Annotated in this window: 19 protein-coding genes; 10 read left to right on the top strand and 9 right to left on the bottom strand. The window is 63.5% G+C overall.

Annotation, left to right across the window (positions count from 1 at the left end):
- Window positions 1-67: 67 nt before the first annotated feature.
- From NKJ67_RS27870 to NKJ67_RS27885, 4 genes are all read right to left on the bottom strand, one after another.
- Window positions 68-1,420 carry an FAD-binding oxidoreductase gene (locus NKJ67_RS27870; RefSeq protein ID WP_352584399.1) on the bottom strand — a complete coding sequence of 451 codons (1,353 nt, stop codon included), beginning with the start codon at window positions 1,418-1,420 and terminating at the stop codon, window positions 68-70.
- A 2-nt stretch (window positions 1,421-1,422) separates the two neighbouring features.
- Complete coding sequence (locus NKJ67_RS27875) at window positions 1,423-2,856, bottom strand: UbiA family prenyltransferase (protein WP_352584401.1); 1,434 nt, start codon at window positions 2,854-2,856, stop codon at window positions 1,423-1,425.
- Window positions 2,857-3,063: 207 nt separating this feature from the next.
- The gene (locus NKJ67_RS27880) at window positions 3,064-3,327 is read right to left on the bottom strand and encodes a hypothetical protein (protein ID WP_164748978.1); all 264 of its coding nucleotides are present in this window, start codon (window positions 3,325-3,327) and stop codon (window positions 3,064-3,066) included.
- 156 nt (window positions 3,328-3,483) lie between these two features.
- Window positions 3,484-5,970, bottom strand: a complete 2,487-nt coding sequence (locus NKJ67_RS27885) for a mechanosensitive ion channel domain-containing protein (protein ID WP_352584403.1) — start codon at window positions 5,968-5,970, stop codon at window positions 3,484-3,486.
- A 240-nt stretch (window positions 5,971-6,210) separates the two neighbouring features.
- Between NKJ67_RS27885 and NKJ67_RS27890 the strand changes: the two genes are divergently transcribed.
- The 5 genes from NKJ67_RS27890 to NKJ67_RS27910 all read left to right on the top strand — a co-directional run bounded on the left by NKJ67_RS27890 (window position 6,211) and on the right by NKJ67_RS27910 (window position 13,005).
- Entirely contained in the window at window positions 6,211-7,470 is a 1,260-nt protein-coding gene (locus tag NKJ67_RS27890; RefSeq protein WP_352584405.1) for a sarcosine oxidase subunit beta, read from the top strand.
- Window positions 7,471-7,487: 17 nt separating this feature from the next.
- On the top strand, window positions 7,488-7,802 hold the full coding sequence (locus NKJ67_RS27895) for a sarcosine oxidase subunit delta (RefSeq protein ID WP_352584407.1): 315 nt from the start codon (window positions 7,488-7,490) through the stop codon (window positions 7,800-7,802).
- Window positions 7,799-10,792 (top strand): sarcosine oxidase subunit alpha, encoded by a 2,994-nt coding sequence (locus NKJ67_RS27900; protein WP_352584409.1) that lies wholly within the window; start codon window positions 7,799-7,801, stop codon window positions 10,790-10,792. Before NKJ67_RS27895 ends, NKJ67_RS27900 begins: the two co-directional genes overlap by 4 nt.
- On the top strand, window positions 10,785-11,387 hold the full coding sequence (locus NKJ67_RS27905) for a sarcosine oxidase subunit gamma (protein ID WP_127398087.1): 603 nt from the start codon (window positions 10,785-10,787) through the stop codon (window positions 11,385-11,387). Before NKJ67_RS27900 ends, NKJ67_RS27905 begins: the two co-directional genes overlap by 8 nt.
- A 175-nt stretch (window positions 11,388-11,562) precedes the next feature.
- Window positions 11,563-13,005 (top strand): MFS transporter, encoded by a 1,443-nt coding sequence (locus NKJ67_RS27910; protein ID WP_352584411.1) that lies wholly within the window; start codon window positions 11,563-11,565, stop codon window positions 13,003-13,005.
- A gap of 39 nt (window positions 13,006-13,044) precedes the next feature.
- On the opposite strand, the gene NKJ67_RS27915 is transcribed toward NKJ67_RS27910, so the two are convergent.
- Window positions 13,045-13,749, bottom strand: coding sequence for a nitroreductase (locus tag NKJ67_RS27915; protein ID WP_164762705.1), 705 nt, complete (start codon window positions 13,747-13,749; stop codon window positions 13,045-13,047).
- A 204-nt stretch (window positions 13,750-13,953) separates the two neighbouring features.
- On the opposite strand from NKJ67_RS27915, the gene NKJ67_RS27920 reads away from it, so the two are divergent.
- Genes NKJ67_RS27920 through NKJ67_RS27940 form a run of 5 tightly spaced genes read left to right on the top strand, consistent with a single transcriptional unit; the run spans window position 13,954 to window position 21,514 of the window.
- On the top strand, window positions 13,954-14,517 hold the full coding sequence (locus NKJ67_RS27920) for a helix-turn-helix domain-containing protein (protein WP_127269323.1): 564 nt from the start codon (window positions 13,954-13,956) through the stop codon (window positions 14,515-14,517).
- Window positions 14,518-14,537: 20 nt separating this feature from the next.
- The gene (locus NKJ67_RS27925) at window positions 14,538-16,991 is read left to right on the top strand and encodes a GcvT family protein (RefSeq protein ID WP_352584413.1); all 2,454 of its coding nucleotides are present in this window, start codon (window positions 14,538-14,540) and stop codon (window positions 16,989-16,991) included.
- Entirely contained in the window at window positions 16,988-17,893 is a 906-nt protein-coding gene (locus tag NKJ67_RS27930; RefSeq protein ID WP_352584415.1) for a homocysteine S-methyltransferase family protein, read from the top strand. Before NKJ67_RS27925 ends, NKJ67_RS27930 begins: the two co-directional genes overlap by 4 nt.
- Window positions 17,886-19,067, top strand: coding sequence for a pyridoxal phosphate-dependent aminotransferase (locus NKJ67_RS27935; protein WP_027034771.1), 1,182 nt, complete (start codon window positions 17,886-17,888; stop codon window positions 19,065-19,067). The genes NKJ67_RS27930 and NKJ67_RS27935 overlap by 8 nt, the downstream gene beginning before the upstream one ends.
- Window positions 19,064-21,514, top strand: coding sequence for a GcvT family protein (locus tag NKJ67_RS27940; RefSeq protein ID WP_352584417.1), 2,451 nt, complete (start codon window positions 19,064-19,066; stop codon window positions 21,512-21,514). Before NKJ67_RS27935 ends, NKJ67_RS27940 begins: the two co-directional genes overlap by 4 nt.
- Before the next feature lie 146 nt (window positions 21,515-21,660).
- Here the strand turns inward: NKJ67_RS27940 and NKJ67_RS27945 are convergent, their stop codons facing one another.
- From NKJ67_RS27945 to NKJ67_RS27960, 4 genes are all read right to left on the bottom strand, one after another.
- Window positions 21,661-22,248 (bottom strand): NAD(P)H-dependent oxidoreductase, encoded by a 588-nt coding sequence (locus NKJ67_RS27945; RefSeq protein WP_127332377.1) that lies wholly within the window; start codon window positions 22,246-22,248, stop codon window positions 21,661-21,663.
- The gene (locus tag NKJ67_RS27950; protein ID WP_352584420.1) at window positions 22,248-22,829 is read right to left on the bottom strand and encodes an NAD(P)H-dependent oxidoreductase; all 582 of its coding nucleotides are present in this window, start codon (window positions 22,827-22,829) and stop codon (window positions 22,248-22,250) included. Before NKJ67_RS27950 ends, NKJ67_RS27945 begins: the two co-directional genes overlap by 1 nt.
- A 205-nt stretch (window positions 22,830-23,034) precedes the next feature.
- On the bottom strand, window positions 23,035-24,438 hold the full coding sequence (locus NKJ67_RS27955; RefSeq protein ID WP_352584422.1) for an FAD-binding oxidoreductase: 1,404 nt from the start codon (window positions 24,436-24,438) through the stop codon (window positions 23,035-23,037).
- Window positions 24,438-25,739, bottom strand: coding sequence for a cytosine deaminase (locus tag NKJ67_RS27960; RefSeq protein WP_352584424.1), 1,302 nt, complete (start codon window positions 25,737-25,739; stop codon window positions 24,438-24,440). Before NKJ67_RS27960 ends, NKJ67_RS27955 begins: the two co-directional genes overlap by 1 nt.
- Between the last annotated feature and the right edge of the window lie 99 nt (window positions 25,740-25,838).

Here is a 25,838-nt window from a genome sequence, read left to right on the forward strand (position 1 = left end):
TCCCAACAATATTTTGAGTGAATTGCGTTATTAATCATCAATTGACCAAGAATTATTCGAATTTTATCTATTCGGCCGCCTCGACCGAGCCTCGTCTCGCATCCAATCTCTTCGCAGTGCGCGCCCAGAAGTCAGACATGAAGGCGTGGTCTCGGAGCGCTTCCAGCCGCTGCCATTCGGGAAAGGACGAAGCGAAGATTTCGGCCCCCATGCGAGCGTCCTTGTACGGATTGACCGCGCCGCCGGCCTCGACCGTGATGCGGTCGAGTTCCCGCAGCAGTGTCAGCGTCGCGGCGCCCCTGTTGGGGAAATCCAGTGTCAGCGTGTAGCCGGGACGCGGAAACGACAGCAGCGCCGGCGAGCGGATGGAGCCAAAGCGTTTCAGCACCGTGAGGAACGAGCCCTGCCCGGCTTGCCTTGCAGCCGCCAGCAATGCCGGCACGGCCTCGCGCGCCGTCTCTTCCGGCACCACGCTCTGGTGCTGGAAGAGCCCTTTCGGCCCATAAAGCCGGTTCCAGTCGCGCACGCCGTCAAGTGGAAAGAAGAAGCCCTGATATCCGGCCTGGCGCGGCACCGTTGCTCGGCTCTTCCTCCACCTGTAGGCAGCGTTGAAGGCGGTCAGGAACGGCCGGTTGAGCACATTGAACGGCGGCTGCACCGGTACCGAGAAATTGCCGCCGACGCACGAGGCGGCATGCGAGCCGTGCTCGGCGTGATCGCCCGACAGCAGCAGGCCGCGACCGCTGTTGCGGCCGCCGGCGAGCTGGTCGATCCAGGCGACCGCATATTCGTTGGCCTGATCGGCCGCCTCGGCCAGGTCGAAGAATTCGCAGAGATCACGAAACGGCGTCGCCTTTTCGACGATGTCGAGGGAATGCACCCGCATCAACCGGATCGAGGCCGACAGGATGAGGCCGGTCAGCCCCATGCCGCCGATCGTTGCCGCAAACAGCCGCGTATTGTCTGTCGCCGAGCAGCGGTGGGTCTTGCCGTCGGACCTGAGCAGCGTGAAGCTCTCGACATGGCAGCCGAAGGTGCCGCGCCGATGATGGTTCTTGCCATGCACGTCATTGGCGATGGCCCCGCCGAGCGTGACGAATTGCGTGCCTGGAACCACCGCCGGAAAGAAACCGTAAGGGGCGGCGTGGGCGATGATGTCGGACAACAGCACGCCGGCATCCGCCTCGAGAACACCGGTTTCGGCGTTGAAGGCGTGGATCCGGTTCAGCGACCGCATATCGACGACCGCTCCGGCCTCGTTCTGGCAGGAATCGCCGTAGGAGCGGCCATTGCCATAGGCAAGCAGCGACGCCGGCTTGGCCTGACCGCCCTTCAGCAGCGAGATAGCCTCGTCGGCACCGATGGCGCGCGGCGCCGGCGGCGCAGCAAGGCCAAAGCTCGGGAACCGCTCAGTGGCCATGCCTACCAGCCCCCGATGACCAGCATCACTGCACCGATCAGCACAACGATCTGGCTGCGCCAGTCGCGGATGATGAAGACGACCGGATCGTCATGCATCTCGTTGCGGCGCGCCAGGATCCAGACGCGCATGGTGAGATAAAGCACGATCGGTGCCAGCGGCCAGATCAGCCACGGATGCGGATAAAGCTCGCGCACCGCGACACTGTCCATGTAGAGCGCCAGCACCAGCGCCGAGGAAAAGGCCGAGGCCATGCCGGCCTGGGCGACGATCTCCTGGTCTTCGGTGCGATAGCCGCGGCCGGCAATGCGCTCGCCAGGCGGAATGGCGGTGGTGCGCAGTTCGACGAAGCGCTTCACCAGCGCCAGCGACAGGAAGAAGAAGATAGAGAAGGCCAGCAGCCAGAACGAGACGTCGACGCCGGTCGCCGCCGCACCGGCCAGGACGCGGATCGTGTAGAGGCCGGCGAGTGTCAGCACATCGACCAGCAGCATGCGCTTGAACGACAGCGAATAGGCCGTCGTGACGACCATATAGCCGCCGAGCACAGCCATGAATTCGGGCGACAGGAACAGCCCGGTGCCGATGCCGATCGCCAGAAGCACCGCGATTGCGCCAAGTCCGAACGGGATCGACAGCGCACCGCTGGCGAACGGCCTGTTGCGCTTGGTGAGGTGTTTGCGATCGAGCGCGAGGTCGAAGAAATCGTTGAGGATATAGATGGCCGATGCCACCGAACTGAACGAGACGAATGCCAGCAGGCATTGCCAGATCATGTCGGTGTTGAAATATTCATGCGAGAGCACCATCGGCACTGCGATCAGCGAATTCTTCAGCCACTGATGGACACGCAGCATCTTGACGATGGTCCGCAAAGTCGGCTTCGGCGCCGGCATCGTCTCGGCGCCATGCGCTGCCTGCCAGCGCGCGGCATGGCGGTCGGGCGCGACGACGATCGCGTTGCGCGCTGCATCGAAGACCTGGAGATCGTGACGGCTGTTGCCGGCATAGTCGAAACCGCCATCGCCATAGGCTGCGATCAGCGAAGCGCGCTTCCTGCCCGAGGTGAGATTGGCGAGACCATCGGTGGCCAGCACCTGGTCGAAAATGCCGAGATGGGCCGCGATGGCGTCGGCGAACTTGCGCGGCGTACCGGTCGCCAGCACGATCTTGCGGCCCTCGGCGTGTTCGGTCCGGAGGCGGCAAAGCAGCACCTCGCGATAGGGCAGCGATGCCGGATCGATGTCGATGCGCTGCGCGATTGCCTGCTTCAGCCGCGCCGGCCCGCCGGCGATCCAGAACGGTACCAGGAAGATATAGAGCGGGTTCTTCTTGAGAAGGATGAACAGCCCTTCCCACAACAGATCGGTCGCGATCAGCGTGCCGTCGAGATCGACCGCAAGCGGTATTGCGTTCCTGTCCGACCGCGCATCCATGTCCGTCCTGCCCTGCCCGCGTAGAGTTGCGCGCCGCTTTCCGGCGTCTTGAGGCTGGTATAGCGGGCGATGGCGTAGCGAACGTTAAAACGCCCGGTTGCAGACGGCTGCCGTGACGGTATTTCCGGCGTCATTGTTAAGCAACTGCTACCGGAAACGATAAAAGGCCGAGCAAATGCCCGGCCCCTCAAGATATGCCAACCGGAATTACTTGATTCGGGCGACGCCGCCCGAGATTTCGATGGTTTCCGAACCGGTCAGAGCTTCGAGGTCGCCGTTCGGCAAGGTGACGAAACAGCCATTCGGGCAGAACTCAACCGTTTCGCCACCAGCCAGCGCGAGGTCGGTCTTGCTGCCGCCCTCGGTCACGACCAGCGTGCGGGTCTCGGCGTCCTTGTTGACCGCGCTTGCGGCATGGACCGAGCCGATGGCGGCGACCAGGGCGACGGCAGCGACGAGAGACTTCCACATGGTGCAATATCGGTGTTCCCACCGCCTCTGTTGCATTTCGCAAGGCAATTTCGCCTTTGCATGGGAGCTTATAGGAGATGGAAGCTGAACCGCAACTGAATGCCGCATTCATGCCGCAATCGGTTCCGGCAGGATCAAGGTCGACGGAGTCCCAGCTTAGTCCGGATCTGGCTTCTTGGTTTTGCGGGACGCGACCAGCCGCTTCTTCTCCGCCTCGGCTTCGGCCTTTATCTGCTGCTGTTCGGCGAAGTCGGCCTCGATCTTGTCGTCGTCTGTCGGCCACGCCTTGGGCTTATGGGCCTCGACCACGGCGCGCGGCGTCGAGGGCATCTCGATGTGTTCGCTGCTGAATTTTTCGAGGACGGCAAAACGGATGTCGTTCTGCGCGATGTTGCCGTTCATCACATCGGCCAGGAACACGCGGATCTCGAATTCCAGGGCGGCAGGGCCGAAATTGGAAAACAGCACGAAGGGTTCGGGGTTCTTCAGCACCATCGGGTGGCTGCGGGCGATCTCCAGCAGGACGGCATGAACCTGCTTGACGTCGCTGCCGTAAGCGACGCCGACCTTGATGTCGATGCGGCCGAGCTTGTTGCGGTGCGTCCAGTTGCCGACGGCGTTGTTGATCAGGTTTGAATTGGGCAGGATCACCGATTGCCGCTGGAAGGTCTCGATCTCGGTGGCGCGCACGCTGATCTTCTTGACTGTGCCGCTGACATCGCCGGCAACGATCCAGTCGCCCACCTTGAATGGCCGCTCGGCCAACAGGATCAGGCCGGAAACGAAATTGGACACCACGTTCTGCAGGCCAAAGCCGATACCGAGGGAAAGAGCGCCGGCGACCAGCGCCAGGCTGGACAGGTCGATGCCCGCCGCCGAGATGCCGACCAGTGCCGCGAGCGCGACGCCGGCATAGCCGACCGCCAGCCTGATCGAGTTGCGCACGCCGGTATCGACCTTGCCACGCGCCATCACCGAACCGTCGAGCCAGCCCTGGAACCAGCGCGTCAGGAAATAGCCTATGATGAAGACGACGATGCCGGAGAGGATGCCGGTCACCGAAATGGTCACCGACCCGATGTTGATCCCGGTTGCGAGCTTGTAGGCCCAAGCCTGGATATCGCCCAGCTGGAAACCCCACATCAGCAGGATCAGCGGCAGGAACACCAGCACGATCATCACATTGATGGCAACACTGACGACAAGGCCTAGCTGGTCGAGGGCCGTATCCTCGTAGCTGGATTTGGCCGACAGCCAGCGCCCGACGGTCGTGTTGGCGAAAGCACCCTCCTCGCCGATCGCCTGTGCCGACAGGAAACCGATATAGGCGGTGATCAGCGCGGTGCCGGTAACGACGACCTGCAGCGAAACGAACAGAGCGAGGCCGATGTAACCAAGCAGCGCCGCGACGATGGTGAAAAGACCGAGTGCAAGCGCCGTATAGCGCAGCCATGCCGGCCACGGCCGCCAACTTCCATCACGCGCCTTGAATGGCCTCAGCATCGCCATCAGGATCAGGATGACGCCGACGATGATGGTTGCGCCGAAACTGCGGGCAATGGTCAATGACAGCGGCGAGCCCATTTTGTCGTTGATCACCGACAGGAAGGTGTTGACGCTGATGACCACGGCCATGGCGGTGGTCAGGCGCACCAGCCAGCGCGCCGGCCCCGTTTCGACCGGGATAAGGCGCCAGTTCGGCAGCCGCGGCTCCAGCGCCGCATTGGTCAGCCGGTTGACGCAGAACACCACGCCGATGGCGGTCGCCAATGCATTGAGGAACAGGCCAATATCACCACGCAACACATTGTAATAATTGAAGAAGAAAATCGTCGATCCCAGAAAGGCGGCAACCGCCAGCGTTGGCAGCAAGGTTGACCAGAAAGCCACCGATAAGCGGCTGAGATAGGACGGGTCTTCATTGGAGGGATCGGCTTCGAACACCCTCCCGAACAGCCGCCTGCCGCCGACCAGCAGCACCAGCGCCAGCCCGAGCGCCACGAAGGTCGCTGCGAGGATGGCCTGGAACTTGAACTTGAAAGCGAAGCTCAGCCAGGAAGACACCGCCTTGTACAGATTGGTGTATTCGTCCTGGGCGTCGGAGAAAACCTGCGGGCTCAGCGCATCCGACAGCACGTAGCGTTTGGTCAAAAGGTTGCGGAACAACTCGCTGCGCATATTGCCGATCTTATCGATCAGCCCGCTGATGCGGATCGACAGGGCCTGGGCCTGCGAGATGACCGCATTGATCTCGGCCTTTTCCGACACCAGCGCCTGGCGTTCGCCGCTGACGATGTCGGGCTCCGGCGGCTGACCCGCCGCAGGTGCCGCGCCAAGCTGCTCAAGACGGCTGTTGATCTCGCCAAGACGCGTGCGGAAGGCCAGTGCGCTGTTCAGCGATTGCCGCGACAACTCCTCGAGCTGCAAGCGGATATCGACAAGGCTGCTATCCTCCTCGGCGTCCTGTTGGATCTTCTTTTCCAGATTGTCGGTCTTGGTCGTCAGGTCCTGCAGGATTTTCTGCTGGTCGGCGACCAGCCCGGCGGGCGCCTGGCCAAGCCCTTGTGCCATCGCATCGAACGACAGCGGCGCCGAAACCACAAGCGTGAGGATCAAAATGAGACGAAGCAATCGGAAAAGCATGATTTGTTGGCGACTCACCGGCGGCAAAGGCAATTTGAAAAGCCTGTCCTTGATAAAGACGGCCCTATCATGGGGCAAGCCGTCGTATCGCGAGCCCACCCGATCATTGGCGCCACCGATCACTCACTCCGAGTGATCCCATCCCAGGCGTCGGCCAGTCGAAAGGCGATGGCGCAATATTGGCTTTGCGGGTGCGGCCTGCTCTATAGTCTGCCCCATCGCCCGAACCGGATGACATCAATGGCAGAGTACTCGGCCTTTTCGCTGCTCGCGAACGCGCTCAAGGGAAACAAGGATTGGAAGCCGGCATGGCGCAAGCCGGATCCGAAGGCGTCCTATGACGTCGTCATCATCGGTGGCGGCGGTCATGGGCTGGCGACCGCCTACTATCTTGCCAAGGAACACGGCATCACCAATGTCGCCGTTGTGGAAAAGGGCTGGCTCGGCTCCGGCAATGTCGGCCGCAACACGACGGCGGTGCGCTCGAATTATCTGCTGCCGGCCAACACCCGCTTCTACGAACACTCGATGAAGCTGTGGGAAAACCTTTCGCACGAGCTCAACTACAACGTCATGTTCTCGCAGCGCGGCTGCCTGAACCTGGCGCACACGCCGGCCCAGTTCGACGACTATGCAAGGCGCGGCAACGCCATGCGCCATCTCGGCGTCGATGCCGAACTGATGACGAAGGCTGAGATCAAACGTCTGATTCCGGCGCTCGATATCTCCGACAGCGCGCGCTTCCCGGTCGTCGGCGGCCTGATGCAGCGCCGCGCCGGCACCGCCCGCCACGATGCGGTGGCCTGGGGCTATGCGCGTGGCGCCGACCGTCGCGGCGTCGACATCATCGAGAATTGCGAGGTCACCGGCTTTCTGCGCGACGGCGACCGCATATCAGGCGTGTCCACCTCGCGCGGCGACATCCGCGCCAGGAAGGTGGCCGTGGCGGTCGCCGGCAGCACCGGACTGGTCATGCAGATGGCCGGCATCGAGACGATGCCGATCGAGAGCCATGTGCTGCAGGCCTTCGTCACGGAATCGCTGAAACCCTTCATCGACACGGTCGTCACCTTCGGCATGGGCCATTTCTACATGTCGCAGTCGGACAAGGGCGGCCTCATCTATGGCGGCGACATCGACGGCTACAACAGCTACGCCCAGCGCGGCAATTTGCCGGTCGTCGACGAGGTGATGAGCGAGATGCTGGCGCTGTTCCCCGGCCTTGCCCGCGTGCGCATGCTGCGCTCCTGGGGCGGCGTCTGCGATATGTCGATGGACGGCTCGCCGATCATCACCGCCGGTCCCCTGCCCGGCATGTATCTCAACTGCGGCTGGTGCTATGGCGGCTTCAAGGCGACGCCGGCTTCCGGCTGGTGCTTTGCCTGGACCATCGCCAAGGACCAGCCGCACGATCTCAACGCCCCCTTCACCCTCGACCGCTTCCACCGCGGCCTGGTGATCGACGACAAGGGCCAGGGTGCAAACCCGCGGCTGCATTAGGCATTAGGTAGAGTTCAATGTTGATCACTTGCCCCTATTGCGGTCCGCGCGACGTCATCGAGTTCACCTATCAGGGTGACGGCAACCGCGAGCGCCCCGATCCTGCCTCTCAGAATTTCGAGGCGTGGAATGCCTATGTCTATGACCGGCTGAACCCGGCCGGGGATCACAACGAGATCTGGCAGCATTCCGGCGGCTGCCGCGCGCATCTGCGCGTCGTGCGTAACACGCTGACGCATGAGATTTCCAGCGTCGCCTTTGTGCGCGGTGATCATCAAGGGCGCGGCGACCATGGTTCGGCCGCACACCGCAAGGCGGAGGATAAGGCATGAGCCCGCGCCGCACCGACACCGGCGGCCGCATCGACCGGCTGAAAACCATCCGCTTCACCTTCGATGGCACAGCCTACACCGGCCATGCCGGCGACACGCTGGCGTCAGCCCTGCTGGCCAAGGGCGTCACGCTTTACGGACGTTCGTTCAAGTACCACCGCCCGCGCGGCCTGCTGACTGCCGGCGTCGAGGAACCCAACGCGCTGGTGACGGTGCTGAAGGGCGAGGTTCGTGAACCCAACATTCCAGCGACCATGGTCGAGATCCATGACGGGCTGGTGGCCATCAGCCAGAACCGCTTTCCCTCGCTGGCCTGGGACATCAACGCCGTCAACCAGCTGGGCGGCAAGATCCTGTCGGCCGGCTTCTACTACAAGACCTTCATGGGACCGGTGTTCGGTCCGCTCAAAGGCACGCGCTTCTGGATGTTCTGCGAACACTTCATCCGCCGCGCCGCCGGCCTCGGCAGTGCCGGATCGGCAAAGGACCTGGCCCGCTACGAGCGCATGAACGCCTTCTGCGACGTGCTGGTGGTCGGCTCCGGCCCGGCCGGCCTGATGGCCGCCAAGGCCGCCGCAGATCAGGGCGCTCGCGTCATGTTGGCAGATCTCGAGCCGCTTTTCGGCGGTTCGGCCAACTGGTCCGAGGAAACGATCGATGGCGCGCCTGCCGCAGATTGGGCACGCCGCACCGTCGCCCAGCTCGCAGGCCGCGACAATGTCCGGCTTCTGCCACGCACCACGGTGTGGGGTTATTACGACAACAACACGCTTGCCGCGCTCGAACGGGTCAGCGACCACAAGGATCATCCAGGCAAGGGCGAGCCGCGCCATCGCTATTGGGCGATCCGTGCCAAATCCGTGGTCCTGGCCACCGGCGCGTTCGAACGACCGCTGGTCTTCCCCGGCAATGACCGGCCGGGCGTGATGCTGGCGCATGCAGCCGAGCGCTACGCCAACGAGTTCGGCGTGCTGCCGGGCGAGCGGATCGCGCTGTTCACCAACAATGACAGCGCTTACCGCGCCGCCGTCGCCTTGAAGAAGGCCGGTGCCGCGGTCGTCGCCATCGCGGACGTCCGGCCGGAGCTTTCGCCGGAGATGCGCAAGCTGGCCGCGGAAGCCGAGGCCGAGATCTTCGCTGGCCATGCCGTCGTTGCCACCGAAGGCGGCAAGGCGCTGTCCGGCCTCAAACTGCAGCGCTTCGACATGACCAACGGCACGCTCATCGGTGATGCACGCAGCATCCATGCCGATTGCCTGCTGATGTCGGGCGGCTGGTCGCCGACCATCCATCTGGCCAGCCAGGCCGGCGCCAAGGCGGAATGGAACGCCGCGCGGCAAGCTTTCCTGCCGCCAAAGCCGACACAGAGCTGGATTGGCGCCGGCGCCTTCACCGGCAGTTTTTCGACGCTCGAAGCGCTCGCCGAAGGACGCGCCGCCGGCCTCGCCGCCGCAGGCGGGCAGAGCACGCCTTCTGTATTGCCGGTGGTAGAAGCCGTACCCGGCGATCCCGATCCCGCCCCGGTGTTCGAGATCAGGGCCAAGGGCAAGAGCTTCGTCGATTTCCAGCACGACGTCACGGCAGAGGACGTGCGGCTGGCGCACCGCGAGGGCTTCGTCTCGGTCGAGCATCTCAAGCGCTACACCACGCTCGGCATGGCGACCGACCAGGGCAAAAGCTCCAACGTGCCTGGCCTTGCCATCATGGCCGAAGCGCTGGGCAAGCCGATCCCCGAGGTCGGCACGACACGCTTCCGGCCACCCTTTGCGCCGGTGTCGATCGGCTCGCTGGCGGCGGAACGTTTTGGCGATCTCAAGCCCGAACGATTGACCCCGATGCATGATTGGCATCTGGCCAACGGCGCGACCATGTATTCAGCGGGCCTCTGGTATCGCCCGATGATCTACGGCCATGCCGGAGAGACGGTCGAACAGGCCTATGTGCGCGAAGCCAAGGCGACACGCGAAAGCGCAGGCATCGTCGATGTCTCGACATTGGGCAAGATTGCCGTGCAGGGCCCCGACGCCGCCGCATTCCTCGACCGCGTCTACACCAACATGTTTTCGACGCTCGCCATCGGCAAGGCACGTTACGGCCTGATGCTGCGCGAGGACGGCCTGGCCTTCGACGACGGCACCACTTGGCGGCTTGGCGAGCAGGATTTCCTGATGACCACCACCACGGCCAATGCCGGCAAGGTGATGCAGCATCTGGAATATTTCCTCGACGTGATCTGGCCGGAGCTGAAAGTCCACGTCACCTCGGTGACCGACGAATGGGCGGGGGCCGCGATCGGCGGGCCGAAGGCCAGGCAGATCCTCGCCGCCTGTGTCACCGGCACATCGGTCGACAACGCCGCCTTGCCCTTCATGGGCATCGTACGTGGCGAAATATCAGGCGTGCCGGTGATGATTTGCCGGCTGTCCTTCTCCGGTGAAATGGCCTTCGAGGTCTATTCCGGCGCCGGCCACGGCACCCATGTCTGGGAAGCGCTTGTTGAAGCAGGCAAGCCGTTCGGGCTGGTCACCTACGGGCTTGAAGCGCTGGGCACGATGCGCATCGAAAAGGGCCACGTCACCGGCGCCGAGATCGACGGCCGCACCACGGCGCGCGACCTGCATCTCGACTGGATGTTGTCGAAGAAGAAGCCGTTCATCGGCTCGGCGATGATGGACCGCGAAGGCCTGATCGCGTCTGATCGCCTGGAACTGGTCGGCCTGATCGCCCTCGACAACCGGCCGTTCAATGGCGGCGCGCACATCGTCGAGGAGGTTGACGAGGCCAATCCGCACGGCTCGATCGGTCACATCACCGCCTGCTGCTATTCACCGGCGCTCGGCAGGCATATCGCGCTGGCGCTGGTCAAGGGCGGCAAGGCACGGCAGGGCACGCGCGCTCATGTCTCCGATCCCTTGCGCAACCGGTTTGGACCGGTCGAGATCGTCTCCAACCACTTCTTCGATCCGGACGGGAGCCGCATGCATGGTTGAGCGCCAATCACCCGAACCCTTGTCGCCGCTTGAGCCTGAATTCCATGTCGGCTCGCACGGCAATTTCGAGCACGGCGTCGAGATCATCCTGACCGAGACAAGGCCGGGCTCGATCGTGCAGCTCGCCGCGTGGCCCGGCGAGGAGAAGAAGCTGATAGCAGCCATCCGCACCGTCACCGGGCTTGCCCTGCCCGATGGCGCCGGCGGCGGCTTGAGCGACGGCGTGAAATCGGTGTTCGGCTTCGCGCCGGGAAAGTTCACCGTTGCCGATGAAGCCGAAGGCCTGGCTGCGGCCTTTGCCAAAGTGGTGACCCCCGCCATTGGCACCGTGACCGACCTCTCGCACGGCCGCACCGCCATCCGCATTGCCGGGCCGAAGGCCGAATGGGTGCTGGCGAAATTCTTCGCCATCGACTTCGCGCTGCCGGCCTTTCCGGTCGGCGCCGGCCGTTCGACCACCCATCACGACATCTTCGCCCAGATCCAGCGGACCAGTGCCGACCAGTTCGACATCTATGTCTTCCGCTCGTTCGCACGCTCTTTCTGGAAGGCGCTCTGCCATGCCAGCGAGGAAGTCGGCTACGAGGTGCAGTAGGCGGCGCGGCCGGATGGCCGCGTTGCCCACATCTGGCATCAACGCCAGCCGCTTCTGCCGCTAGAGAATCGGGCCGCCGGCGCCCATGGTGCGAAAACGTGGCCGCCCAACCGGCCCGAGGGATATGAAATCCCTTCTTCAAGAGTCGGCACATTCGTTTGGTTCGAACATCTCAATGACCGCAGAACTATCCGCCGGCGCCACGGATCGCGCCGATATGCCGGCCAGAGCCCTGCTCCTGCTGCCGCTGACGGTTGCTTGCGGCGTGTTCATGACCAGCCTCGACCAGAATGTCGTGGTGACCGCGCTGCCGGGCATCAGCCAAAGCCTCGGCCGTCCGCCCAGCCAGCTCGGCCTCTTGATTACCGTCTATGTCGCCAGCCTGATCATCTCGATGCCGCTTGGCGGCTGGGCCGCCGACCGCTTCGGACTGCGCAATGTCTACTGTTTTGCCTTGCTGGTGTTCGCCGCCTCGTCGGCGCTCTGCGGACTGTCCGACAACATCTGGATGCTGGTTGGTGCGCGTGCGCTGCAAGGCTTTGGCGGCGCCTTGATGGGCACACTCGGCCAGGTCGTCATCCTGTCGACCTTTCCGCGCAGCCGAACGCTGAAGATCAACATGTACATATCACTCGCCGGCCAGTCCGGACCGTTGGTCGGTCCGCTCGTCGGGGGCGCGCTGACCACCTACATTTCCTGGCGCTGGATCTTCTTCATCAACGTGCCGTTCGCGCTGGCGGCGGCAATTCTTGCCGCCTCGCTGTTTCCGACGATGACCAAGCCCGTGCGCACGCCGTTCGATTTTCCGGGCTTCCTGCTGGTCGGCAGCGGCATGGTCCTGCTCGTCTTCGGCATGGATTCGCTTGCTGCCAAGGATGCCGCAGGCGGCATCATCGCCGCCGAACTGGCGCTGGCGCTGGTCATCCTGACCATCGCCTCGTTCTACTGCCTGCGCGTGCGCAATCCGCTGCTCGATCTCAAGCTGTTGCGCATCCGTACCTTCCGCATTTCGTTCCTCACCGGCGGCGGGCTGGACACGATCGGCCTCAGCTCGGTGGTGTTCCTGCTGCCCTTGATGTTCCAGCTCGGCTTCGGCATGAGCGCGGTGCAGGCGGGATCGCTGACCTTCGTCGCCGCGGTCGGCTCCGTGGCCATGCGCTTCTTCATGCCGCGTGTCCTCAACCGTTTCGGCTTTCGCCGCGTGCTGGTCTACAACACCCCGATCGTCGCCGTGATGGTCGCCGGCTTCGCCTTGATGCAGGCGACGACGCCGGTGTGGATCGTGCTGACCTACATCTTCGTCTTCGGCGTCTTCCGCTCCGCGCAATGGGCCTCGACCGGCAATCTCGCCTATTCCGACATCGCGCCCGAGCAGCTCGCCCGCTTCAGCGCGCTCTATTACATATTATGGCAGCTGGCGGTGGCGATCAGCGTCGGCCTGGCTGCGGCGGCATTGTCATTTCTGGCCGGCGGCGGTGCAGCCGTCGCCAACGATTTCCGCATCCTGTTCGTCATCGAGGGCATCATCACGCTCTGCGCGCTGCTTGCCTATCTCAAGCTGACGCCACAGGACGGTGCCCATGTCAGTGGCCACAGCGCACAGATGAACACCGAATAGTGCATGTCATCGATAGTCAGGTGGCCTTTGCCACCCGAGCTACTCGCTGAACGTCACCCACTCTTCCAGCGGCACGCGGTCGGTGCGGAAGGCGTTTTCAGGTTTTGACGTATCTTCATAACCAAGCGCCATGCCGCAGACGACGATCTCTTCGTCCGGAATGTCGAGCACCGGCCTGATCTGCCGGTGATAGGGCGCGAAGGCCGCCTGCGGACAGGTGTGCAGACCCCTGCCTCTTGCTGCGACCATGATGTTCTGCAGGAACATGCCGTAGTCGATCCATGAGCCCTGGTTGAGGCGGCGGTCGATGGTGAAGATCATGCCGACCGGGGCGTCGAAGAAGACGAAGTTGCGGTCGTGCTGGGCGCGCATCTTGTCGACCTCGCGACGACCGATCCCGAGCGCGCCATAGAGGCCGAAACCGTTGGCGCGGCGGCGGGTCAGATACGGCTCGAAGAACTGCGTGGGATAATACCGGTACTCGTCCCAATCAGCTTTTTCAGCGCGAATGCCGGAATTGAGAATGGCGTCTGATATCCGCTGCTTGCTCTCGCCCTTGGTGACATAGACCTTCCATGGCTGCATGTTGGTGCCGGATGGGGCACGCGCCGCAACCGCCAGAATGGCGCGGATGGTGTCGTCGTCGACCATGTCGGGCAGGAATGCCCGCACCGAACGGCGCGACAGGATCGCCTCGTCGACAATCTCGGCATCGCCCGCAATTCGGGGGTTATTTTCCAGCATGGGCCGTCCCTTACCCTTTGTCTCGATCGGACGTCCCCACTCGCCGCTCTCGGCGGAGCCTTTGCATGAACCGTCAAAATCGCGCAAGCAAATCTTGTGCATCGGTGAAAATCTACTTGATTTTTTCATGAGCTTGACTTCTCATGAAATTTGGCCAGATTTTTTCATAAAGTGAGCGCTTTGCCTTCGACTACCGCTAGAACATTGCAGGTACCTGACGAACGCGTGCTGGCCGGCGATATCAGGGCCCTGCGCAAGGCGCGCGGGCTGACACTCGCCGAGATCGGCTCGAAGCTTGGCCGTTCGGTCGGCTGGGTCAGCCAGGTCGAGCGCGGTCTGTCGACGCCGTCGCTCGGTGACCTCCGAGCCTTCGCCGAACTGTTCGGCGTGCCGATCAGCCTGTTCTTCAGCCATGACGTACCTGTCGAAAGCGAGCGCGGCGTGGTCGTGCGCGCCGGCAGGCGCCGCACGCTTGGCACAAGCGAATCCGGCCTGGTGGAGGAGCTTCTGTCGCCCGATCTCGGCGGTAGCTTCGAGATGGTGCGTTCGGTCTTCGCGCCGGGCGCGGAACTGAAGGCCGAGGCGCAGCGGCCGACCGAAGAAGCTGGATACGTCGCCTCCGGGCTGTTCGACATCGAGATCGGAGGTGTCTGGCATCGGCTTGGCGAAGGCGACTCCTTTCGCTTTGAAGGCAAGCCTTACCGCTGGCGCAATCCGGGCGCGGAGCCGGCAATTGTCATCTGGGTGGTTTCACCACCCGTCTATTGAGTTAAAGTTTGGAGAAGAACATGGCGGGTTTGCCGAGCACGGCGCGTGTGGTGATCATCGGAGGCGGTGCCGTCGGCACCTCCGCGCTCTACCATCTCGCCAAGGCGGGCTGGACCGACTGCGTGCTCTTGGAAAAGAACGAGCTGACTTCGGGCTCGACCTGGCATGCCGCCGGCAACGTGCCGACTTTCTCCTCGTCCTGGTCGCTGATGAACATGCAGCGCTATTCGACCGAGCTTTATCGCGGGCTGGCCGACGCGGTCGACTATCCCATGAACTATCACGTCACCGGCTCGCTGCGCCTTGCCCACACGAAAGAGCGCATGCAGGAATTTCAGCGCGCCAAGGGCATGGGCCGCTACCAGGGTATGGACATCGACATTGTCGGCGTCGACGAGATCCAGCGCCGCTATCCCTTCATCGAGACGCATGATTTGAAAGGCGCGCTCTACGACCCGAGCGACGGCGACATCGATCCGGCGCAGCTCACCCAGGCGCTGGCCAAGGGCGCGCGCGACATGGGCGCGAAGATCATCCGCTTCTGCCCGGTCACAGGCGTGCGCCGCGAGAACGACGAGTGGGTGGTCGAGACGGCGCAAGGTGAGATCCGCTGCGAGATCGTCGTCAATGCCGCCGGCTACCGCGCCGCCGAAGTCGGCCGGATGTTCGGCCGCGACGTGCCGATGATGGTGATGAGCCATCAGTACATATTGTTCGAGGAGATTCCCGAACTGGCGGCATGGTCGAAGGAACAGGGCAAGAAACTGCCGCTGCTGCGCGACGTCGACACCTCCTACTATCTGCGCCAGGAGAAGAACGGCATGAATCTCGGCCCCTATGAGCGCAATTGCCGCGCGCATTGGGCCACCCACAACGACCCGATGCCGGAGGATTTTTCCTTTCAACTGTTCCCCGACGACCTCGACCGGCTGGAACATTATCTGGCCGATGCCGTCGCCCGCGTGCCGATCCTTGGCACCGCCGGCCTGTCCAAGGTCATCAACGGGCCGATCCCCTACACGCCGGACGGCAATCCGCTGATCGGCCCGATGCCCGGCGTTCCCAATGCCTTCGAGGCCTGCGTCTTCACCTTCGGCATTGCCCAGGGTGGCGGCGCCGGCAAGGTGCTGGCCGAATGGGTGACAGAGGGCCAGACCGAATGGGATATGTGGTCGTGCGACCCGCGCCGCTTCACCTCCTTTGCCTCGGCGCCGGACTATTGCGTCGCCAAGGGCATGGAGATCTACGGCAACGAGTATGCCATCCAGTTCCCGCGCCATGCCTGGCCGGAAGGCCGCGACCGCAAGCTGTCTCCGATCCATGATCGCATCAAGGCGCTCGGCGGCCGCTTCGACGCCTATAATGGCTGGGAGCGGGCCACCTGGTACGCACAAGACGGCGATGACATTTCCGAGGAAGCCACGCTGACCTTCCGCCGCGACGGACCGTGGCATCATCGCGTGCGCGAGGAATGCCTGGCCGTGCGCGACGCCGCCGGCATTTTGGACCTGCCGGGCTTCTCGCGCTTCAACCTCGACGGTCCCGGTGCCGCCGAATGGCTGAGCCTGCAGGTCACCGGCCTGGTGCCGAAGCCCGGCCGCCTCGGTCTCGTCTATTTCGCCGACGACAAGGGCCGCATCGTCACCGAAATGTCCGTGGTGCGCCACGACGACAACCTGATGACGCTGATCACCGCGGCGGTCGCGCAATGGCACGATTTCGAGTGGCTGAAATCGCGCATGCCCAAGGACGCACCGTTCAAGCTGATCGATCGGACCGAGGAATTCTCGACCCAGATCCTGGCAGGCCCGAACTCGCGAAAAATCCTCGCCGATGTCTGCGAAGCCGACCTCACTTTGCCATGGCTGACGCATCAGGAGACAAAGATCGCCGGTCGCTGGGCCAAACTCGTGCGCGTCTCCTTCGCCGGCGAACTCGGCTGGGAAATCCACACCAGGGTGGACGACACATCAGCCATCTTCGACGCCGTCTGCGCGGCAGGCCAGCAACATGGGCTGAAGCCATTCGGCATGTATGCGTTGGATTCGCTCAGGCTCGAAAAAGGCTACCGCACCTGGAAGGGCGACCTGTCGACCGACTATTCGATCCTGCAGGGCGGGTTAGAGCGCTTCGTCAAATGGGACAAGCCCGACTTCCGCGGCAAGGCGGCACTCCAGAACGAAAAGCAGCAAGGCGTGAAGAAGCGCTTCGTCACGCTGGTCGTGCAAAATCCCGGCGATTGTGACGCCCCTTCGGTGTCGACGCTGTGGCATGACGGCAAGATCGTCGGCGAGACGACGTCCGGCGGCTGGGGCCACCGGGTCGACAAGTCGATCGCGCTCGGCATGCTGCGCGCCGATCTGGCCGAGCCAGGCACATCAGTCGAGGTCGAAATCTTCGGTGACCGCTTTCAGGCGATCGTGCAGAAGGATGAACCGTTGTGGGATCCGAAGAACGAAAGGCTGCGCGCATGAAGAAAATCATCCTCACCGATGGCGGCATGGGCCAGGAACTGGTCCGTCGCAGCAAATCCGAGCCGACGCCGCTATGGTCGGCCAGGGTGCTGATCGACGAACCGGATCTGGTGCGCGACCTGCACGCGGAATTCATCCGCGCCGGCGCCCGCGTGATCACCATCAACACCTATTCGGCAACGCCCGAACGCCTGGCGCGTGAAGGTGCGCAAGACCTCTTCAAGCCATTGCAGAAGCGCGGCATCGAATTGGCCAGGCAGGCCCGCGACGAGGCCGGCGATGCAGCCATCGCCGGTTGCCTGTCGCCGCTTTTCGGCAGCTATGCACCGGCACTGACCATTTCCTTCCAGGACACGCTCGATATTTACCGCCGCATCGTTGCCGAGCAGGCCGATGGCGTCGACCTGTTCCTGTGTGAAACCATGGCGTCGGCGGACGAAGCCCGCGCGGCGGTCACCGCGGCATCGGAAAGCGGCAAGCCGGTATGGGTGTCGTGGACGCTGGCCGACCACGGCAAGCCGCGGCTGCGCAGCGGCGAAGCAATAGCCACCGCGGCAAGCGCGCTCGACGGCCTGGCAGTCGCCGCGCGGCTGGTCAATTGCTGCCGGCCGGAAGCAATCGCCGCGGCTTTGCCTGAACTGATCGACCTCGGCGGCCCGATCGGCGCCTACGCCAATGGCTTCACGTCAACCGAAGCACTCAAGCACGGCGGCACCGTCGATGTGCTGCACGCTCGTCACGACCTTGGCCCGGATGCCTATGCCGACCAGGCGATCGGCTGGGTCGAGGCTGGGGCAAGCATCGTTGGCGGCTGCTGCGAAGTCGGACCACCGCACATCGCCGCTCTGCGCGACCGGCTCGAACAGGCCGGCTACGAAATTTCGGGAGTTTTGCATGCCTAGACCATCATCGCGCATTTCCGGCATCGTGCCTTCGGGCAAGGACGGCTGGGAAGTGCATTTCGCCGCCTGGACGCGCAAGGAGGCCGGCGAAGACATCATCATGCTGTCGGTCGGCGACCATGATTTCGACACGCCTTCGCAGACGATCGAAGCCTGTGTAACCGCGGTTCGCGGCAGCAATCATCATTACACCCCGCTTCCCGGCCTGCCGCGCCTGCGCAAGGCGATGGCGGCGGCCTCGAGCGCCTGCACCGGCGTCGAAACGTCGCCGGATCAGGTGATCGCCACGCCGGGCGGACAGGCCGCACTTTACGCCGCTGTGCAGGGCGTGCTCGACCAGGGCGACCACGCCATCGTCGTGGCGCCCTACTACGCCACCTATCCCAACACGTTCAGCGCCGCGGGCGCTGATTTCACCGTCGTCGAGACACCGGCCGAGGATGGCTTCCAGCCACGTGCCGACATGATCCGCGCGGCAATCCGGCCGAACACGCGCGCCATCCTGATCAACACGCCGAACAATCCGACAGGTGCGGTCTATTCGCGCGAGCGGCTGGAGCAACTGGCAGAAGTCTGCCGGGAGCACGACCTCTGGCTGCTGTCGGACGAAGTCTACTGGACGCTCGGCGGCGGCGAGCACGTCTCGCCGCGCTCGCTGCCAGGGATGGCCGAGCGCACGCTGGTCATCAATTCGATGTCCAAGAGCCACGGCATGACCGGCTGGCGCATGGGCTGGCTGACGGGACCGGAGGAGATGATCACGCTCATGATCAATCTCAATCTGGTGACGACCTACGGCCTGCCGGCCTTCATCTCGATCGCCTGTTCCGAGGCGCTGGAGAACCGTTACGGCGTCAAGGAGATCGCCGAACGTTACGCGGCACGCCGCACCGTCTTGCTCGACGCCGTGCGGGGCATGAACGACGTGACCGTGCGCGGTTCGGAGGGCGGCATGTATGTCATGCTCGACATCTCGGCCGTCGAACCGGACGATGAGAAATTCGCCTGGGCCCTGCTCGACAAGGAAAAGGTCGGCGTCATGCCCGGCTCCAGCTTCGGCGAGGCGGCCGCCGGCCACATTCGCATCAGTCTCTGCCAGCCCGAACCGGTGCTGCAGGAAGCTGCACTTCGTCTGCGCCGCTTTGCTTCCAGCTACCGTCGCGAGGCAGCATGACCGCCAAGGCAGTTCCCGCCAAAGCAAGGGCGGTCATCATCGGCGGCGGCGTTTCCGGCTGTTCGGTCGCCTATCACCTGGCCAAGCTTGGCTGGACCGATATCGTGCTTCTCGAACGCAAACAGCTGACGTCGGGCACGACATGGCATGCCGCCGGCCTGATCGGCCAGCTGCGCGGCTCGCAGAACATGACGCGGCTGGCGAAATATTCCGCCGACCTCTACGTCAAGCTGGAAGCCGAGACCGAGGTCGGCACCGGCATGCGCCAGGTCGGTTCGATCACCGTGGCGCTGACCGAGGAGCGCAAGCACGAGATCTACAGGCAAGCATCGCTGGCGCGTGCCTTCGATGTCGATGTCCGCGAGATTTCGCCCAGGGAAGTCAGCGAGATGTACCCGCATCTCAATGTTTCCGATGTCGTCGGCGCCGTGCATCTGCCGCTCGACGGCCAGTGCGACCCCGCCAATATCGCCATGGCCCTGGCCAAGGGCGCGCGCCAGCGCGGCGCCACCATCGTCGAGAATGTCAAGGTCACCAAGGTCCACAGCAAGGCCGGCCGCGTCACCGGCGTGTCCTGGGCGCAAGGCGAAGAGCAAGGCACGATCGAGGCCGACATCGTCGTCAACTGCGCCGGCATGTGGGCCCGCGAACTGGGAGCGCAGAACGGCGTCACCATACCGCTGCACGCCTGCGAGCATTTTTACCTCGTCACCGAACCGATCCCCGGCCTCACCCGTCTGCCGGTGCTGCGCGTGCCCGATGAGTGCGCCTACTACAAGGAAGACGCCGGCAAGATGATGCTGGGCGCCTTCGAGCCGGTGGCCAAGCCGTGGGGCATGGACGGCATAAGCGAGGATTTCTGCTTCGACCAACTGCCTGAGGACATGGAGCATTTCGAGCCGATCCTCGAAATGGGCGTCAACCGCATGCCGATGCTGGCGACCGCCGGCATCCACACCTTCTTCAATGGTCCTGAGAGTTTTACGCCCGACGACCGCTACTATCTCGGCGAGGCGCCGGAACTGGCCGGCTACTGGATGGCGACCGGCTACAATTCGATCGGCATCGTCTCATCCGGAGGCGCCGGCATGGCGCTGGCGCAGTGGATCAATGACGGCGAAGCCCCCTTCGACCTGTGGGAAGTCGACATCCGCCGCGCACAGCCGTTCCAGAAGAACCGCCGCTACCTCAAGGAGCGCGTCTCCGAAACGCTCGGCCTGCTCTATGCCGACCATTTCCCCTACCGCCAGATGGCGACCTCGAGGAATGTCAGGCGTTCGCCGCTGCATGAGCATCTGAAGGCGCGCGGCGCCGTTTTCGGCGAAGTCGCCGGTTGGGAGCGCGCCAATTGGTTCGCACGCGAGGGCCAGGAGCGCGAATACCGCTATTCCTGGAAGCGCCAGAACTGGTTCGACAACCAGCGCGAAGAACACCTCGCGGTCAGGAATGGCGTCGGCCTGTTCGACATGACCTCGTTCGGCAAGATCCGTGTCGAGGGCCGCGACGCTCGGCACTTCCTGCAAAGACTATGCGCCAACGACATGGACGTCGCCCCGGGCAAGATCGTCTACACCCAGATGCTCAACCAGCGCGGCGGCATCGAGAGCGACCTGACGGTCTCGCGGCTGTCGGAAACGGCTTTCTTCCTCGTCGTCCCCGGCGCCACGCTGCAGCGCGACCTGGCTTGGTTGCGCAAGCACGTCGCCGACGAGTTCGTCGTCATCACCGACGTGACGGCGGCCGAAAGCGTGCTCTGCCTGATGGGCCCGGACGCGAGAAAGCTGATCCAGAAGGTCAGCCCCAACGATTTTTCCAATGATAAAAATCCGTTCGGCACGTTCCAGGAGATCGAGATCGGCATGGGCCTGGCCCGCGCGCATCGCGTCACCTATGTCGGCGAACTCGGCTGGGAACTCTATGTCTCGACCGACCAGGCGGCTCATGTCTTCGAGGCGATCGATGAGGCAGGTGCGGATGTCGGCCTAAAACTCTGCGGCCTGCACACGCTGGATTCCTGCCGCATCGAAAAGGCGTTCCGGCATTTCGGCCATGACATCACCGACGAGGACAATGTGCTGGAAGCCGGCCTTGGCTTCGCGGTGAAGACCGCCAAGGGCGACTTCATCGGCCGCGATGCCGTGCTGCGCAAGAAGGAAGCCGGCCTGTCACGCCGGCTCGTCCAGTTCCGCCTGAAGGATCCAGAGCCCCTGCTCTTCCACAACGAGGCGATCCTGCGCGACGGCAAGATCGTCGGCCCGATCACTTCAGGCAATTACGGCCATCATCTCTGCGGCGCGGTCGGGCTAGGCTATGTGCCTTGCGAGGGCGAGAGCGAGGCCGATCTGCTGGCCTCAACCTATGAGATCGAGATCGCCGGCGAGCGTTTTGCGGCGGAAGCGTCGTTGAAGCCGATGTACGATCCGAAGTCGGAGCGGACGAGGATGTAGCACTCTCTTCCTTCGCCCCGTTTACGGGGAGAAGGTGGCCCGAAGGGCCGGATGAGGGGCGGCGCCAACCTCTGCAATGTTCGTGCTGCCCCTCATCTGCCTGCAGGCATCTTCTCCCCGTAAACGGGGAGAAGGACGCTAATTCCCTAAAACCGCTCCAACTTCGCCCGCACCTTCGCCAGAAACGCCGCCCGCGTTGCCGGCGTCGAGGCATCCATCAAATAGTGCGCCAGGAAAAACGTCCGGCAGCGCGTCGCGCATAGCGCCCGCATGCCGCGCAGCAGGGTCTTGCGTCCCGGCTGGCCGACGACGACGCTCCACCAGGTCGGCGCGCCGCAGGTGGTGATGACGCCGACCTTGGTTACATGCGTCATCAGCGACTTGATCCGCCCCTTGCCCGCCGGCAGCTTGAAGGCGACGTCCGTCGCCCACACCCGGTCGAGCCAGCCCTTCAGCATCGCCGGCAGTCCGTACCACCAGGTCGGATAGACGAACAGGATCGCTTCGGCCCAGTTGAGCAATTCGAAATGCGGCTTCAGTGCCGGATCCTGCGGCGCCTGGTCATTGTAGGAGCGCCGCTCGTCGCAGCCCATCACCGGGTCGAATTTCTCGGCATAGAGGTCGAGCAGCCGCACCTCCCAGCCCCGTCGCATCAGCACGTCGATGGCGGTATCGCGAATTGCTGCACAGAAGCTGTCCGGCACCGGATGGCAGTAGACCACCAGCGCGCGCATCAGAAGGCGTCCATGCTGGCCGCGACCTTGATCGTGAAAGCCTTGCGCGTTTGGTCGGTAGACAGGTTCATCGCGTAGTACGCGAGATAGCTCACCGGCGCGCCCGGTTTTACGGTGGCGCGCAGCATGCGCTTGATCAGCTTGCGTGGCGGATCGCCCATCAGCATGGCGCGGAATCGGCTGCCGCCATAGGTTGTCACCGCGGCAACCTTGCGTATGTTGTGCAGCGACGGCTGCGCCTTGCCGTCGACCAATTTGAACGAAACGCCGGGCAGGAAGACGCGATCGAAAAAGCCTTTCAGGATCGCCGGAAAGCCGTAGTTCCAGACCGGATAGGAGAGCACCAGCGCATCGGCGCGCAGCAGGCGTTCGACATAAGGCGCGGCAGCGTCAGCGGCGCCGCGTTGGCTGTGGTAGTCCAGCCGCTCCTGGCGCGTCATCCGCGGATCGAACGCTTCGGCATAGAGATCGCAGTCGTCAACCGTATGGCCCGCCGCCGTCAGGCGCTCGACGATCATCCAATGCAGGCCGGCATTGAAGCTGGTCTCGACCGGATGGGCGTAAAGGACGAGGATGTTCATCGGAGGACATCCTGCAGGTCAGCGCGAGGCACCCCCCTCTGCCCTGCCGGGCATCTCCCCCTCAAGGGGGGAGATTGGCGGTTTCCGCGTTGCTGCCTATCTGCGACGTTGATGGTTAGCGAAAGCAGCGCGGCAGTCTGATCTCCCCCCTTGAGGGGGAGATGGCCGGCAGGCCAGAGGGGGGTGCGGCGCCACACGCTGGTCATCAGCTTGCCCTCTGCAGCCCCTTGAAAAGGAATGTCCGGCCTGAACGATAGTCATAGTCCGGGTTCTCCCAGGCGATCATCTTGCCGGGGTTGAGCAGCCCTTGCGGATCGGTCTCGCGCTTGAAAGCGAGCTGCACCGCGTCGGTCTGCTTCATGCCGCCCTCTTCCAGCGTGTAGCGATGCGGGTTGAAGATCGGACAGCCATTCTCCTCATGTAAGCGCACGATCTCGTCTAGCCGCGCTTCGGTGGTGAACTTGACCAGCGGCAGGCCGAAGCAGGTGATGTTGCCGTCCAGCCGCACGAATTCCAGATGCGAAAAAACCTCGCCGGGAAACATCGCATCCATCTTCTCGACCAGCGCCAGCTGGTTGGGAAAGGGATAGAGCGACTGCAGATAGGTAATCGAAGGATCGATGCGCAGCGCCCTCAGCGTGGTGTGGTTCCAGGCCAATTCATAGGCCGGCGGCAGGCCCTTTTTGTCGTCCGGCGTCGCCGTGGCCGCATTGTAGATCACCTCGCCACCGGCACGGCGGGTGAAGGCAAGGAAAGCGTCCAGCCCGTGCCGCGCCACCATGACGACGCAGATGCTTTGCCCTTCCCGGAGGAACTTCTGGTGCCGCTTGAAATAGAGCTGCGGCACGGGTGCGGCTATCGGCGTGATCAGCTTGGTCAGGATACCGTCCTGACACGCCAGCGCATTGCCATAGCGGGCGACATCCATGAAAGCGTCGAAGCCGACGATGACATCGATCCATTCATAAGCCGCGGTCAGCGGCATCTCGACCTCCGATATGATGCCGTTGGTGCCGTAAGCGTGGGTCACCTTGTGCAGATCCTCGCCAGTGAGTTCGAGCGCTTTCGGCTCGGCTTCCATCGTCACCACGCGCAGGCGCAGCACGTTGCCGAAATCGCGCAGGCCGCCGAAATTGATCGAGCCGACGCCGCCCGAACCGCCGGCGATGAAGCCGCCGATCGAAGCGGTGTTGTAGGTGGAGGGCGACAGCCGCAGCTCCTGCCCGGAATGCGCCCGCGTCGCCTTGTCGATATCGGCCAGGATCGCCCCCGGTGCGCTCACAACGCGACCTGGCGCGATCGACTTGATCTCGTTCATCTCGGCAAGGTTGAGCACGACGCCGCCGGAGAGCGGCATCGCCTGGCCGTAATTGCCGGTGCCGCTGCCACGCGGTGTCACCGGCACGCCATGGCAATGACACGCGGCAAGCACGCGTATCAGTTCGGTCTCATTCCTTGGCGTCACGATCAGATCGCCGGTGACATGGTCCAGTTGCTGCTTCAGCACCGGGCTGTACCAGTAGAAGTCACGGCTCTTCTGCTGGACGATGGCCGGGTTGTCGTCGACCTTGAGCCCGTCAAGATCGCGTTTGAGCGCCGAAACGTCCATTATCCCACCATCAGTTCGTCGAGTTCGGCATAGTCGGGCAATTGCCGGTCGATCGCCTTGCCGCCGCGCACCACGATGCGATCCGATTCGGGTCGCGAGAGCAATTCCGTCCAGCTTCGGCCTTTGAACAGGATGAAATCGGCATCGCCGCCGGCGGCAAGCGTGCCGAAGCCATCAAGCCGCATCACCTTGGCCGGCGTCGCGGTGACCGCTTGCGGCCAGTCGGCGACCGGATGGTCCAAATGCAGGATGCGCGTCGCCATGCGGTAGACCTCCAGCATGTCGAGATCGCCATAGGCGTAGAAGGGATCACGCGTGTTGTCGGAAGCGACTGCCACCGGAATGCCCCTCGCCTTCATCTCGTGCAGCAGCGTCACACCGCGCCAGCGCGGCGTGGTTTGGTCGCCGCGCCGGTCCTGCAGATAGAGATTGCACATCGGCAGCGAGACGACGGCGAGCCCGGCCTTCGCCACTTTGTCCAGCGTATCGAGCACATCGAGGTCCGGCTGGCGCGCGAGCGAGCAGCAATGGCCGACGAGGATCTTTCCTTCGAAACCGTTCCAGAGAGCGGCCTCGGCGATCTTCTTCAACGATATGGCGGAGATATCATCGGTCTCGTCGGCATGGAAATCGAGATCTAGGCCATGCTTGATGGCTTGCGCGAAGACATGGTCGAGCAGTTCTTCCAGGTCCGGCACCATATAGGTGACGACACCGAGCACGCCCTTGGCCGCGGCAACCCTCTTTGCCAGTCTGTCGAACCACTTTTTGTCACGCACGCCTTCGATGCCGAGCAAACAGGCGCCCTGCAATTCGATACGGCCGCACCATGCCTCGCGCATCGTCTCGAACACCGGCCAGGAGATCTCCTCCTGCGGCGCGACGCTGTCGATGTGGGTGCGCAGCGCCCTGGTGCCATGCGCGTAGGCGCAGCGCAGTGAAAAATCCATCCGCCGTGCCAAATCCTCGGCGCTCCAGCGTGCCACGCGATCGGCACCGGCGGCATTCAACGCGCCCAAGAACGTGCCGTCAGGATTGGGCTTTCGCGGCCAGATATGGCCCTTGTCGATATGCGTGTGGCAGTCGACGAAGCATGGCAGGATTATACGGCCGGCGAGGTCGATCGCATCGGCAGGCGCTTTCGATCGGTCATGCGCGGTGATGCTGGAAATCTTCCCGTCGGCCACAGCGATGTCGGCAAGCCCGAAGCCGTCAGCATCGAAGGGCGCGGAAAGGCCTGGTGCCAGTGAGCGATGAAGGCGAACATTGGCGAGATGGTAAGAGCCGAAGGTTGGTATCAAGCGTTGCCCCCCTCTGTCCTGCCGGACATCTCCCCCTCAAGGGGGAAGATTGGCAGCGTCCGCGCCGGCTCTTTTTTTTCAACGTTGGAGATTGGCGAA

It is taken from the genome of Mesorhizobium sp. M0088 (assembly GCF_040322895.1).
Taxonomy (GTDB): Bacteria; Pseudomonadota; Alphaproteobacteria; order Rhizobiales; family Rhizobiaceae; genus Mesorhizobium.